Consider the following 12,643-nt stretch of genomic DNA (forward strand, 5'->3'; position numbering starts at 1 on the left):
TATTTCTGCGGTTACAGCGTCTGCTTTAGGATATCTTTCATTTCACTTAACATCATGGCGGTAGCGCCCCAAACCACGTGGCCGCTAAGCAGAAAAGCGGGAACGCTGATGTCTTTGGCATATGAGGTACTAAGAGTCTGGGTGGTCAAACAGGATTCGCTCATGAATTCATCGAGATCTATCTCCAGTACCGACTCAACTTCTTCTTCTTGCGGTACCAGTTGGGGGGTGCGCTGCATTAGGCCCATGTAAGGCTGTACCCAAAAGTTGCTCGGCGGAATGTAGAGCCGCGTCAATTCCCTTAGCACGGTCACTTCGCTTCTGGGGATGCCTACCTCCTCCTCGGTCTCCCGAAGCGCAGTTTGCATTAGGTCCTCATCATGCTCCTCTACCCTGCCGCCGGGAAATCCTATCTGGTTAGAATGTACGCCCCGATACGTTTTTCGAAGAATAAGCACAAAGCGAGTTTCTTCCTGCAAGCCTGGATAAAATACGGCCATGACAGCCGCCTGTTTCGGTTTTTTTTGTTCAATGTCAAGATTTTCCAGCTCGCGAAGGCGCAGCAAAGGGGCCAATTTAGTGTGGGCCTCCTCTCCCGGAAGTTTAATTTTTCTTAATTTCGGACTTCTATTCAGAAATTGTTCAAAATCCATGACACGTCACCTTTTTATCCTTTTCACCGTTCTGATCTTTACCTCCTGTGAAGATAGGAAATCTGCCTCAGAAAATGCTGAGACTCCAACTCCTGAAGTAACAGAAAAAAAAGAACCTGTAAAAGAAAAAACCGCAAAAGAAAAGGAAGCTGAGCAACGAAAAAAGAGGCCTGAAGGTCCACTTTTAGTACAGGAAGAACTTATCCCCGACCTAACACAATACGGCAAGGAAAATCCCGAGGATAAGGTGAGGATCAAAACCCGCTTTGGAAATATTGAAGTAGAGCTGTTTCACGACACCCCGCTTCACCGCGCCAATTTTATCTTTCTGGTGAAACACGATTATTTTGACTACACCTTCTTTCACCGCGTAGCAGAAGGCTTTGTGGTGCAGGGTGGAAACTCTGATCTTCCTTCCACCAACAAAAAACGCCACTACATAGGAGATTACCTTATTCCCAGTGAGTTTGATGCCGGCCACAAGCATGTTCGGGGCGCGTTTTCCGCAGCAAAATATGCCGAACAAAACGTGAGCAAGGCCTCCTCTCCTTATGAATTTTTCATCGTGCAAAGCGAAACAGGCGCTCACCATCTTGATAATGAGCACACCGTTTTTGGCCGCGTGACCGATGGGATGGATGTTGTTGACAGTATCGCGCAGGTGAAAGTTGACCAGGGAGAATGGCCGTTGCAGAACATCTACCTTGATGTGGAAATCATCGAATAATTAAGAATTTACCGCCTTTTTGTAAGCCTCCAGAGCTCGTTCACGGGCGAATTTATGTTCCACCAGAGGCTCCAGATATCCGGGCTTATAATCTTTGATCCAGGTTTTCACATATTCCAGCCTTGGGTCAAATTTTTTAAGCTGGGTCTCCGGATTAAAAATTCTGAAATATGGAGCTGCATCACAACCCGTGCCGGCTGCCCATTGCCAATTGCCGTTATTGGAAGCCAGCTCATAATCCAACAGCTTTTCGGCAAAATAAGCTTCTCCCCACCTCCAGTCAATCAACAGATGTTTGGTAAGAAAACCGGCGGTGATCATCCGCACACGGTTGTGCATCCAGCCTGTTTCATTCAGTTGCCTCATCCCTGCATCTACCATAGGATAACCGGTCTCTCCCCTGCACCACAATTCGAATTCCTTTTCATTGTTGCGCCAGTGCAGCCGGTCATATTTGCTTCTGAAATTGTGATCTACCACATGAGGAAAATGATACAGGATCATCATAAAGAATTCCCTCCAGATCAGCTCGTTCAGAAAGGTTTCGCTGAATCTCAAAGCTTTTTCCACCACCTGTCTTATACTCACTGTTCCAAACCTGAGGTGGATACCCAAATGGCTGGTGCCGTCTACTGCCGGAAGGTCTCGCGTCTTTTTATAGTTCCTGAGCATTTCTTCGGAAATATCCGCTGGAGGAATCTGAAAATCCAGGTCTTCAAATCCTATTTCCTGTAACGAAGGGATCTTTTTCTTCGGAAGCGGAAAAAATCCCTTTGATCTCAGAGCAATATCAAACTCTTCTCTGGATTCCTTAAAAAAGTTCTCCTTCCACCTTTTTGAATACGGCGTAAAAACCGTGTATGGATCTCCATCGGGTTTTAGGATCTCATCCTTCTCAAAGATCACCTGATCTTTAAAAATGTGGAATTCCACGCTGTTTTCTTCAGCCATTTTTGCGATCTCGCGATCTCTGGAGATCGCGTAAGGTTCATAATCGCGATTTGTATAAATGCCCTGAACATCGTATTCTGAAAATAGCTGCTGAAATGCCTTTTTTGGAGTGGCATTAAAAACCATTAGTTCTGAGCCTTTTTCCTGAAGCTCCCTGTTGATCTTTTCTAGCTGCCGGTGAATAAAGACAAGCCTTTTGTCTTTGGAGTCCGGAAGTTGATCCAGGATATTCCGGTCAAAAATAAAGATAACAAGCACCCGAAAAGGGCTTTTTATAGCCTCTTTCAGTGCGGCATTATCAAACAACCGCAAATCCCTCCGCAGCCAACAAATCGATATTTTCTTATCTATAATTTTTTCCATGGACTGTATTCCCGGTTTTGGTACCCGTGTATGCTGCTGCTAACAAAAAGTACTGCCGCTACCGCCAGAGCGGTAAATACTACTTCGGAATGTTCATTCCAGTTAGCCACCGCAATAGCTACCAGCGCCCAAACTCCGACCAAAGCAAATTCCCGCATGTTCCTGGTCCAGGTGATGATTAGGCTAATAGTTCCTGCTACTAGGATCATGATGATGGTCCAGGTAACTTCCGAAATTCCGAAGGCGTTCCAGTTCAAAGAAGTGAGATAGGCCGCCATATTGGCAATAACGGCAACACTTATCCATCCGGAATAAAAACAAAAAGGCCACCAAACAAAGGCGATCACCCGTAGCGGCTCATCGTCCAGTTCCATCCGGGTATTTAATACGATCTTGATCAGGGAAAACAGCAGCACCAGCATGATCAGCACAGAGGTCAACAGGTATTCATTCAGCCAGGCGAATATCCAGAACACATTGGCCACACAGGAAATAACAAACCACCACCCAATCTTTAAAGCCACGTTCTCCTTATCTTTTTTGCTGAAAAGATCGCGCGCCTGATATACCACAAAACCCAAAAGTAAAAGGTAGATCACACCCCAGATAGAAAAAGCGTAACCGGCAGGAGTAAAAAGGTTCTCATATTTGGCAGAGACCGTAGCCATGGTCTCCCCGGCTATGGCTCCTGTATTGGAAATATAGTTCACCGCCAACACCACCAGGAATGCAACAATGTTAAGCACCTGCAGGATCTTTTTCATCTCATCACTTTTTCATGAAGTTCATTATTAAAGGTAGGACGTGCCACCTTTTTCCTGCTCAACAGGAACTTGTAGATCAAAAGGTTGGCAAGGATGAGTTCCATTCCGTAGAAAATGTCTTCAATGGGGATGGTATTCAAACGAATGTTCAGAAATTCGGTAGAGTTATACCACACCACTTCTTCTTCAAGGCCGGTTCCTGTCAATACACCGTTCACAATAAAAAATGGAATAAGAAGCACGCCGTAGACAATATAGAACCTGTTAAGCCACCGCAGCTTCCAGACAAAATGGGAAAGCAGCAACAAAATGGCCAGGCTGATAAAAGTTGTGGAAGTATACAGATATCTTATGTTCATGATGCCCACCACCAGCAGCACGGTCACCAGAAAAACAGTAAAATTCTTCTGTTTCCTGTAATTGGTTCTCTTTGACATGAACAAACTAAGGCAGTGAAAGGTAAAAACACAGGCGTAAGGAATACAAAAAAAGAACAACACCTCTTCCAGGGGCAGGTTTCCTATTTCAATTCCGGTAAGGTAGCGGTCATTGAAGCCCCACACTTCCAAATGTGTAAAATACATGTCCCACAAAATGAAGATAAGCCCCGTTAGAAATACAGCAGGGAAGAAAGCTTTCCAGGTTTTATGAAATTGCAGTTTTGGATGAAAGGAGAACAGGAACGGAATGAGGATGGTGAAAAAATTCACCAGGAGATAGGTATACTGCATCAGACTCTTTTTCTTTGATCCTTGAAATACTTTAACGGCACCCACAGCATCCCGAAGCATTCCCCGTCCTCAGGCCCCAGATGCTTATGATGCATTTTATGAGCCCGCCTTATTGCCCTGAAGTAGAAATTATCGGTCTTCCGCAGAAATTTGAACCGCTGGTGTATGAAGATATCATGCACAAAAAAGTAAGCCATCCCGTACAGGGTGATGCCCAGGCCAATGAAAAACAAAAAATTATATCCTGCCTGCATCCCGAAGTACAACGTAGTGATGCCGGGTATAGCGAAAATGAGAAAGAAAAAGTCATTGTGCTCAAAGAACCCCGAAGATTCTTTTTTGTGATGGTCTTTGTGAAGGGTCCAAAGCAGCCCGTGCATTACATATTTGTGGGTGAACCACGCCACGCCTTCCATGGCCAGAAAAGTGGCCAAAACAATAAGTATATTCAAAACTACGCTTTCCATCTTCCTGTTTTTCTAATTCTCGCTTAGTAATTTACTGAATTTCAATGATTTTTTTCACGTAAGCCTGCTTTTTCAATAGCGCTTACCTCTTCTGAAGACATTAAATAGTCTGCGATCATTTTTTGAAGCTGACCATCTTTTATATTCCATACACCTTTTAATAAAAGTGCTTTGTCTTCTTCAATATTCTCTTTATAGCCCAGGAATCCGGGAGCTTCAGATTGCACTGCAAACCTTAGAAACCGCAGCTCCAGATTAGACGGAGCTTTTTCAATGGCAGCTGTGAAGATCTTTTTGCCTTTGTTGAAATGCGACATTTTGGAAATAGGATTGATCACATGTTTAGCCATCATCATATGTCCTGCCCCTTTATAACCGAAAAAGACCGGTTGTTCTACTGAACCCTCATCAGTCATCTTCAGCAACTTTTTTGCAGCCGACTCTTCTTCAGCAGCCATTTGATATAAATTCCTGATCTCGAAAAGCTCTTCATTCTGCGGAAAAGGGAGTAGTAATAAAAATATCAGCAAAATTTTCATCATACCAGGTTCATTTTGCATTCCACCAGGCTGTTGATCATGAGTCCGAATTTTCGGCCGTTATTGATCCTTATCCTTCCGGAGAGGATGCGTTGAGCAGGTAACTTTTTGATCTTTTTGAAAAGAGACTGATAGTAAACATAGGCGAGGTAAACTCCGCCTTTTGAAGATGCCGGCAGCATCTTGATCCCCTTTAATGCTATTCTGAAATCCTCTTCAATGTCTTTTTCGATCTGTTTTTTGGCTGCAGCCGAAAAATTACTCACATCTACCCCCGGGAAATAGGTTCTCCCCAGCACCTGATAATCATCTTTAAGATCTCTCAAGAAATTGACTTTTTGAAAGGCTGCACCCAGTTTCATGGCATATGGTTTCAACTTTTGAAATTCTTCAAGGTCACCTTCGGTAAAAACATGGAGGCACATAAGCCCTACCACTTCCGCCGATCCTAAAATGTACTTCTGGTATTTCTCATCGGTATAATCAACTTTTTCAAGATCCATTTTCATGCTCTCTAAAAAAGTCTCGACCAGTTCAAGATCTATATTATAATCCCTTACCACCTGCTGAAAGGAATTGAGAACCGGATTAGTGGAAATTCCCTGCTCAATGGCCTCGTAAGTATCCTTCTTGAATTTCTCAAGCAGGAAAGCCTGGTCGTAACCTTCAAAGGAGTCCACTATCTCATCGGCTACTCTCACAAATCCATATATTGAATAGATAGGATCTCGCAGGCGGTCGTGCAGAAAGTAAATCCCAAGAGAAAAACTGGTACTGTAGGAGCGGGTGGTGTTCCGGCTCACCTCAATAGATAATTTGTCATAAATTGACTTCATGCTTCTTCTTTTTAAGTTCTTTCACAACCTGTTCAGCAGCGATCTTCCCCGAGATCAGGGAAGGCGGCACTCCCGGGCCGGGCACGGTAAGCTGACCCGCATAAAAGAGATTTGACAATTTTTTATTCCTGATCTTGGGTTTTAATATGGCGGTTTGCTGTAGGGTATTGGCAAGGCCATAAGCGTTTCCATTGTAAGAATTATAATCGGCAACAAAGTCTGAAACACAATAACTTTGTTTATAATCAATATAGCGCCTTATCTTTCTACCAATCTGGTTTTCGAGACGGTCCATCATAACACCGAAAAATTTTTCCCTTATCTCTTCAGCATCCTCAAGGCCGGGAGCCAGCGGCATCAACAGGAACAGGTTCTCATGGCCTTCTGGAGCAACCATAGCATCGGTCCTGGAAGGACAACATGCGTAAAACAAAGGTTTTTCAGGCCACTTTGGATCTTTATAGATCTCTACAGAATGTTCATAAAGATCCTCGTCAAAAAACAGGGTATGATGTTCCAGCTCAGGGATCTTTTCAGAAAAACCCAGGTAATAGATAAGACAGGAAGGAGCGAAAGTCTTCTTTTGCCAATATGCCTCCTGGTAATTCCTGAAATCAGGTGGCAACAACCTTTCTTCGATATGTTGATAATCGGCTGCGCCCACCACTGCATCAAATTCCTGAAACTGCCCATCAGAAAACATCAGCCCCTTTACTTCCTTCTCCGCAATTGCGATCTTTTCTACCGGGGCTTGAAAATGGAATCTTACGCCCTGCTTTTCAGCAACCTTTACCATAGCCTGAATGACACTGCCAAAGCCACCCTGCGGATACCAGGTTCCCAGTTTTAATCCGGCGTAGTTCATTAAACTGTAGAGAGCGGGCGTATCCTGCGGCATTGCCCCAAGAAAAAGCACGGGAAATTCCATAAGAGCGATCAGCTTGGGATGTTTGAAAAATTTCCTTACGTGTTTGCTGAAAGAAGAGAATACCTGCAGTCGTAAAGCCCCTTTTACAAGATCAATATCAATGAATTCATTCAGGGATAAACCGGGCATGTAAACCAGCTTTTGCATTCCCTGTTCATATTTATAGCGCGCCTCTTCCATGAACCTGTCCAGCTGGACTCCGCTTCCGGGTTCAATTCTTTCAAAAAGCCTTTTCAGTTCTCCATAATTTTCAGGCACACTCACTTTATCGTTCCTCCCAAAAACCACATCAAACGATGGATCCAAAAGCTGTAAATCGTAAAGATCTTTCACTTTAAAACCGAAATCCCCGAAGAACTTCTCAAAAACATCGGGCATCCAGTACCAGCTGGGGCCCATGTCAAAAGTATATCCGTTATGGGTATGGAGTTGCCTCGCCCGCCCTCCGGGAGTTGCGTTCTTTTCATAAACCTGAACTTCATGTCCTGCCGCACCTAAATATGCCGCTGCACTTATGCCGGAAAACCCTGATCCTATTACTGCAATTCTTGCCATTTTAAGCGGTTGAATTCAATCTCTTCTGCCTCTCGATCTCCTGTTCAAGATCGTCAACTGAGTGTAAAAATTTAAATGATGTTTTTGGAACAACACTACCTGTAAGTTCCTTATTGCAGGCGATATACGTTCTTCCAGGTTTTACTAATTCTGAAAGTTCTTCCAGGTAGGCAGAAATATTCTCGGGAAGATCTTTATGAACCAGAAACAGCAAAAGGTTATCTGCGCCTGTATCCTTCAGGCAGTCATTTACAGAATTAAGGGGAACATTACTCCCCAGGTATACCACTTGCTTTCCTTTGCTCTTCAGTAAATATGCCGCGAACAATAACCCGATCTCATGGAATTCATTTTCAGGAAGAAAGAGCAACCATTTCTCCGACTCCCCACTTTCCGCAGTGATAGAGTCTATAGAGGTAAAAAGTTTTTGCCTTACAAGGTTGGTAATGTAATGCTCCTGGGATGGAGGCATGGTATTACTGGACCACATTAGCCCCACCCGATTGAGCATAGGGTAAATGATCTTTATATAAGTTGTTTCAAGACCAAACCTTAAAAGGCAATGGGAGAAGAGCCTGGTAAAAGCAATTTCATCATAACTCATTCCGCTTGAGACAAGCCGGTTCACAAAATAATCGTAATCATTTTGTTCGTCTGCAGTAGGATAGTATTCCTTTAAAAGAGTAAAAAGTTCTTCATCGGTCCTGGTACAAAGCTGAGAGATCTTTAACCGTGCTTTGCTAAGGCTTACAATATTCAAGAGCCTGCGAAGTTGGGCGCCATCATAATAGCGGGTATTGCCTTCACTGCGTTTAGGCTGTAGAGCATTGTACCGCTGTTCCCAAATGCGAATGGTATGCGGCTTTATACCGGAAAATTGAGAAAGCTGGCTGATAGAAAACTGATCCACTGTTTAATTCTTTTTATTCAAACTTAAACATAAATTTATTTACTAACTGTTAATTTCATTTTAATTTTGCATTATTATATTTTATCATATTAGTATACAATAAATTAGGCAGGTCTTTTGAAGATAAAGATTTTTATTTAGATAAAATGCATTAAAGTAAATTTTAGGAAATACCAGTAATTCTTAAACAAACAAAAACAACAGAAGAATCAGTATCTTTGGGTTTTAATCGACAGAATGAAACACACGAACAGATCACAGCTCATGACCGGACTGAAATACCTTGCCGGCGCTTTACCCTTATCCTTTATTGGACCGGTAGTCATGTTCAGTTCTTTTAAAAATCAGGAGCATTTTTGGTTCATCCCGGTTTTGATTTTCTCACTCCTGGCCATGGCCGCAGCGATCTTCCTTATGTTCAAGGGGATCAATACGGTTATGAAGTCCATGTTCGACAAAGACTGATTACCTCTCGTATCCAACATTTGCAAATCGAACCATTTAATCAGGGTATAATGAGAAAGATCCTTCTTGTATTTTTTCTCTTTGTTTTTTCCTTTCTCCATGCTCAGGAAGAATTTTATGTACTGAATGGAGTGGTAAAAGAGGCAGAAAACAATGAAACTCTTAACGGGGTAAACATCCTGTTTCCCGAGCTGCAAAGGGGCACCGTCACCAACGAATATGGATTTTATTCTATCAAGCTACCCCAAGGAAAGCACCGGATTCTGATCTCCTACCTGGGTTTTGCCACGATCTCTACGGAAGTGGATATCAACAGTGACCTGCACATGGATTTTGAACTCATCGCTGCTGCCGAAGACCTGGAGGAGATAGTTATTTCTGAAGACCTGGAACGCCTGAATATCCGGAAGCCTGAAATGAGCGTAAACAAGCTGGAAATAGAAACGATACAGAAGTTGCCGGTCGTGTTTGGAGAAGTGGATGTGATCAAATCCCTTCTTTTACTGCCTGGGGTATCCAATGCCGGGGAGGCTTCTTCGGGTTTCAATGTTCGGGGTGGGGCTGTGGACCAGAACCTTATCCTGCTTGATGAAGCAACGCTCTATAATTCGAGTCATTTGTTCGGACTATTTTCTGTATTCAATCCGGACGCCATTAAGAACCTCAAGCTATACAAGGGAGGAATTCCGGCTAATTACGGGGGAAGGGTATCCTCTGTGCTGGACATTTACCAAAAGGACGGCAACAGCAGGAATTTTGAAGTTAATGGCGGGATAGGCCTGATCTCCAGCAGGCTTCTTGCACAGGGCCCAATCCAAAAAAATAAAAGTTCCTTTCTCGTAGGTGGAAGAAGTTCTTATGCACATCTCTTTTTGAAGCTTACAGACAACGAAAACACAGCTTACTTTTACGATTTAAACACGAAGCTCACCTTTAAGCTTAACGACAGGAATACCCTGCTTTTCTCAGGATATTTTGGAAGAGATGTATTTAAGATCAGTGAAAGTTTCAACAACGTCTACGGAAACGCGGTTTTCAACTTAAGATGGAATAAGATCCTGAAGGATAATATCTTTAGCAACCTTTCCATGATCTACAGTGGTTATTACTACGGTCTTACTTTGGATTTTGTAGGTTTCAACTGGAACAGCGGCATCAAAAATCTCAATTTCAAATATGATATTGACCATTTCATAAATGAAAAGATAAACCTTGACTACGGCCTTCAAAGCACCTGGTATGAATTTAATCCTGGGGAGATCGAACCGAATTCGGAAAGTTCCGGCATCAGCCCGTCTGAACTGACAAAAAAATATGCTTTTGAAAATGCCATCTATTTTTCAATGGAACACACTTTTTCAGAAGCATTTTCAGCAGAATACGGCATCAGATACAGCAATTTCTTAAGATTAGGTCAGGACGAACTGAATCTTTACCCCAATGAACAGGCTGTCAATTACAACGACACCTTTGGCATTTATGAAAAAGCAGAACCCACAGGCACAAAAAGACTGAGCCACGGAAAAGTTGAAAAGTCATTTGACAATCTCGAGCCTCGCTTAGCCCTTGCATATTCATTTAATGAGAAGCAATCTGTGAAGCTAAGTTATAACAGAATGACCCAGTATCTTCATTTGATCACTAACACAAGTTCTCCAACTCCCCTGGATGTCTGGACACCAAGCGGAAGATACATTGAGCCACAGCAACTGGACCAGGTGGCAGCAGGGTATTTTCAAACATTTTCGCAAAACTATTCTCTTGAAGTAGAAACCTTTTACAAAGATATAACCAACAGGCTTGACTATATAGACGGCGCAAACCTTATCGCGAACAACGCCATTGAGCAGGTGATCCTTACCGGCGAAGCGCGAGCATATGGTCTGGAAATTTTACTTCGGAAAAATAACGGTCGCTTGACCGGTTGGCTGGCCTACACCCTCTCTACTTCTGAACAACGAACACCCGGAAGAACAAAAACCGAACCAGGCATCAATAATTCAAAATGGTATTCCACTGCGTATGACAAACCTCACGACTTTTCATTGACCGGAAATTATGAACTCAATGAGAAATGGGAATTTAGCGCCAATTTTGTTTATCAAACCGGGCTGCCCACCACTTTTCCTACAGCGCAATATAAATTTGAAAATCTTACCATCCCGGTTTACTCGCGCCGCAATAGCAATCGGCTACCAGATTATCACAGGCTGGATATTTCAGCTACATATACTCCTGGGAAAAATAATAACAGGAACTACCAATCTTCCTGGAATTTTGGGATCTATAATTTATACGCTAGAAAGAATGCCGTTTCCATGTCTTTCAGAAATAATGAGGATACAGGAAGAAATGAAGCTTTAAGACTTTCTCTTTTCGGAATTGTTCCATCGGTAACCTATAACTTCAAATTTTAAGGTATGAAAAAGCTGTTTTTTATATTCCTTTTTTTACCCCTGTTGTCCTGTGAGGAGGTAGTAGAAGTTGAACTTGAACAGTCAGCTCCAAGGTTAGTGATCGAAGCATCGCTGCTCTGGACCAAAGAGGAAGAAAATGACACTCAGTATATACGGCTAACTACTACAGCTCCATATTTCGAAGAAGAGGTACCACCCGCAGAAGGTGCTTTGGTATCTGTCTTTGGTCCGGACGGCAGGGAATATTCTTTTGAGGAATCAGACCCCGGGATTTATATCAATGACGAAATTTCTCCCTCTGCGGAAGGAGTTTTTGAACTGCTAGTGATTTATAATGATCAGGAATATCGGGCGACTGAGGAATTCGTCCAAACGCCGGGGATCGAAGAGGTAGTTCAATTAAATGACCGGGGCTTTTCAGGAGATGAAACTGAATTCAGGTTGTTTTATACAGATCCTGCCGGGGAAGAGAATTTTTACCTCTTCCGTTTTTTCCATGATGACCTGGTATTACAGATCTATGATGATGAATTCACCGACGGCAATCGTACTTTTGCCTTTTTTAGTGAAGAGGACATTGAACCTGGAGACAAGGTGGGTTTTGAGATTCAGGGTATATCACAAAGGTTTTACGAATACCTGTTTATCCTTAGGTCTCAATCTGGCACTGCGGGCGGGCCCTTCCAGACTCAGCCTACAATTGTAAGAGGCAATATTGTCAACACCACGAATCCTGAGAATTATGCTTTTGGATATTTCCGGTTATCGGAAACGGATTTCTTGACTTACACTGTCGAATAAATTCAAAAGAGTAAACCCTTTTGGCAGGTTTAAATTACCTATACCTTGGTTGTAATCCAGAGGTTGAAAGGCTGAGAGACTTGCCAGGAAGTTTAATTAATAGAGAATTTCCGGAACTTAAAGCTTCTAAAATCTCCTCATTAAGGACCTTAGCTGAATATTCTTTCCAGATCTTATATAAAGTATGCAGAGTAAGACCCACCCCGACCTCCGGACACCCCTCTTCAGGGGCGGCGTTCCTTCGACTTTGCTCAGGACAGGCCTCCCCGATAGCTATCGGGACTCCACAAGATAGCAGTATTTTCGAAGCATCGGGATGGGAGGCTCCACACCCTCCCTATCCTGCGGACTTTCCCTCCCTTTCAAAGGAGGGAGCTGAGATCCGTTTCCAGGTTTAAATTTACTCCAAAAAAAAAGCCTCAACATTGCTGTTGAGGCTTTAAAAAAAGGCGGCGACATACTCTCCCACAAGATAGCAGTACCATCTGCGCTAACGGGCTTAACTTCTCTGTTCGGAATGGGAAGAGGTGAGCCCC

At 43.1% G+C, this 12,643-nt stretch carries 12 protein-coding genes, 1 rRNA gene and 1 pseudogene; 4 read left to right on the plus strand and 10 right to left on the minus strand.

What is annotated here, in order from left to right; translation table 11 throughout:
• Positions 1-11 precede the first annotated feature (11 nt).
• Positions 12-653 carry an NUDIX hydrolase gene (locus tag BLS64_RS12900; RefSeq protein ID WP_093113918.1) on the minus strand — a complete coding sequence of 214 codons (642 nt, stop codon included), beginning with the start codon at positions 651-653 and terminating at the stop codon, positions 12-14.
• On the opposite strand from BLS64_RS12900, the gene BLS64_RS12905 reads away from it, so the two are divergent.
• Positions 652-1,380, plus strand: a complete 729-nt coding sequence (locus BLS64_RS12905; protein ID WP_093113917.1) for a peptidylprolyl isomerase — start codon at positions 652-654, stop codon at positions 1,378-1,380. The two genes, BLS64_RS12900 and BLS64_RS12905, sit on opposite strands and share 2 nt — an antisense overlap.
• Here the strand turns inward: BLS64_RS12905 and BLS64_RS12910 are convergent, their stop codons facing one another.
• From BLS64_RS12910 to BLS64_RS12945, 8 genes and pseudogenes are all read right to left on the minus strand, one after another.
• On the minus strand, positions 1,381-2,694 hold the full coding sequence (locus BLS64_RS12910) for a cryptochrome/photolyase family protein (protein WP_093113915.1): 1,314 nt from the start codon (positions 2,692-2,694) through the stop codon (positions 1,381-1,383).
• On the minus strand, positions 2,679-3,458 hold the full coding sequence (locus BLS64_RS12915) for a hypothetical protein (protein ID WP_093113914.1): 780 nt from the start codon (positions 3,456-3,458) through the stop codon (positions 2,679-2,681). Before BLS64_RS12915 ends, BLS64_RS12910 begins: the two co-directional genes overlap by 16 nt.
• Positions 3,455-4,189, minus strand: coding sequence for a lycopene cyclase domain-containing protein (locus BLS64_RS12920; protein ID WP_093113913.1), 735 nt, complete (start codon positions 4,187-4,189; stop codon positions 3,455-3,457). The genes BLS64_RS12915 and BLS64_RS12920 overlap by 4 nt, the downstream gene beginning before the upstream one ends.
• A gap of 86 nt (positions 4,190-4,275) precedes the next feature.
• Positions 4,276-4,656: pseudogene (locus BLS64_RS12925) on the minus strand (sterol desaturase family protein); the annotation flags it as partial.
• Between the two features lie 41 nt (positions 4,657-4,697).
• Positions 4,698-5,198, minus strand: coding sequence for a hypothetical protein (locus BLS64_RS12930; RefSeq protein WP_143019321.1), 501 nt, complete (start codon positions 5,196-5,198; stop codon positions 4,698-4,700).
• Positions 5,195-6,031, minus strand: a complete 837-nt coding sequence (locus BLS64_RS12935; protein WP_093113909.1) for a phytoene/squalene synthase family protein — start codon at positions 6,029-6,031, stop codon at positions 5,195-5,197. Before BLS64_RS12935 ends, BLS64_RS12930 begins: the two co-directional genes overlap by 4 nt.
• A complete protein-coding gene (locus BLS64_RS12940) occupies positions 6,015-7,514 on the minus strand; it encodes a phytoene desaturase family protein (protein WP_093113908.1) in 1,500 nt (499 codons plus the stop codon). The genes BLS64_RS12935 and BLS64_RS12940 overlap by 17 nt, the downstream gene beginning before the upstream one ends.
• Position 7,515: 1 nt before the next feature.
• Positions 7,516-8,424 carry a MerR family transcriptional regulator gene (locus BLS64_RS12945; RefSeq protein ID WP_093113906.1) on the minus strand — a complete coding sequence of 303 codons (909 nt, stop codon included), beginning with the start codon at positions 8,422-8,424 and terminating at the stop codon, positions 7,516-7,518.
• 237 nt (positions 8,425-8,661) lie between these two features.
• Here BLS64_RS12945 and BLS64_RS12950 point away from each other — a divergent pair, with 237 nt between their 5' ends.
• From BLS64_RS12950 to BLS64_RS12960, 3 genes are read left to right on the plus strand one after another with little or no spacing between them, the layout of a single operon-like run.
• Positions 8,662-8,889, plus strand: coding sequence for a DUF6095 family protein (locus BLS64_RS12950; protein WP_093113905.1), 228 nt, complete (start codon positions 8,662-8,664; stop codon positions 8,887-8,889).
• Positions 8,890-8,939: 50 nt separating this feature from the next.
• Complete coding sequence (locus tag BLS64_RS12955; protein ID WP_093113903.1) at positions 8,940-11,306, plus strand: TonB-dependent receptor; 2,367 nt, start codon at positions 8,940-8,942, stop codon at positions 11,304-11,306.
• 3 nt (positions 11,307-11,309) lie between these two features.
• Positions 11,310-12,107, plus strand: coding sequence for a DUF4249 family protein (locus BLS64_RS12960; RefSeq protein ID WP_093113902.1), 798 nt, complete (start codon positions 11,310-11,312; stop codon positions 12,105-12,107).
• Between the two features lie 444 nt (positions 12,108-12,551).
• Here BLS64_RS12960 and rrf read toward each other — a convergent pair.
• Positions 12,552-12,643 (minus strand): 5S ribosomal RNA (rrf, locus tag BLS64_RS12965); the annotation flags it as partial.

The sequence above is a fragment of the Salinimicrobium catena genome, assembly GCF_900102915.1.
Lineage (GTDB): Bacteria > Bacteroidota > Bacteroidia > Flavobacteriales > Flavobacteriaceae > Salinimicrobium > Salinimicrobium catena.